Origin of the sequence: Frankia sp. AgKG'84/4, from assembly GCF_023242965.2 — a bacterium.
Taxonomy (GTDB): Bacteria; Actinomycetota; Actinomycetes; order Frankiales; family Frankiaceae; genus Frankia.
In genome coordinates, this window is sequence record NZ_JALKFU020000928.1 from 1 (window position 1) to 743 (window position 743).

At 68.8% G+C, this 743-nt stretch carries 1 protein-coding gene; it reads right to left on the reverse strand.

The window, feature by feature from the left end; genetic code table 11:
• Positions 1–6 precede the first annotated feature (6 nt).
• A partial coding sequence (locus MXD58_RS26120; protein WP_250610398.1) for a FadR/GntR family transcriptional regulator occupies positions 7–743 on the reverse strand: 737 nt, incomplete at its 5' end.

Below are 743 nucleotides of genomic sequence, written 5' to 3' on the forward strand. Positions count from 1 at the left end.
GGGTGGTTAGTCGCTGAGGAGGTCGAGGGGGGTGGTGGGTTGGTGGGGGGTGTGGGGGGTGGTGGTGAGGTGGTGGCGCCAGAGGGTTTCGGCGGCGTCGGGGTCGTGGTTGGTGAGGTGGGTGAGGAGTTGGTGGTGGGTGGTGTGTTGGTGGTGGAGGGTGGTGAGGTCGGGGGTGGGGGTGTCGGTGGTGGCGTCGAGGATGTGCCGGATCATGTTGGTGATCATGGTGAGGGTGTGGTTGGCGGGGGTGGTGAGCAGGAGGGTGTGGAAGGCGAGGTGTTGGTGGTGGATGTCGGTGGGGTTGGGGTTGGTGGCGGCCAGGGTGTGGTCGGTGGTGGTGAGGTGGTGGGTGAGGTGGGTGAGGTGGGTGTCGGTGGCGGTGGTGGCGAGTAGGCGGATGGCGGTGGGTTCGAGGTGGGTGTGGGCGGTGTGGATGTCGGCGAGGGTGGTGTGTTGGTGTTCGAGGACGAGGGCGGTGTAGCGGGCGGCGACGTCGCCGTTGGGGGTGTGGACGCGGGCGCCGCCGTGGGCGCCGCGGCGGACGCTGATGAGGGCTTCGGATTCCAGGACGCGGAAGGCTTCGCGCAGGGTGGGGCGGGAGACGCCGAACTGTTCCATGAGGACGGCTTCGGGGGGTAGGGCGTCGTTTTCGTGGAGTTCGCCGCGGACGATCTGGCGGCGTAGGTGGGCGGCGACGAGTTCGGCGGTTTTCGGTACCCGCACGTGCTGACCGACCCGGT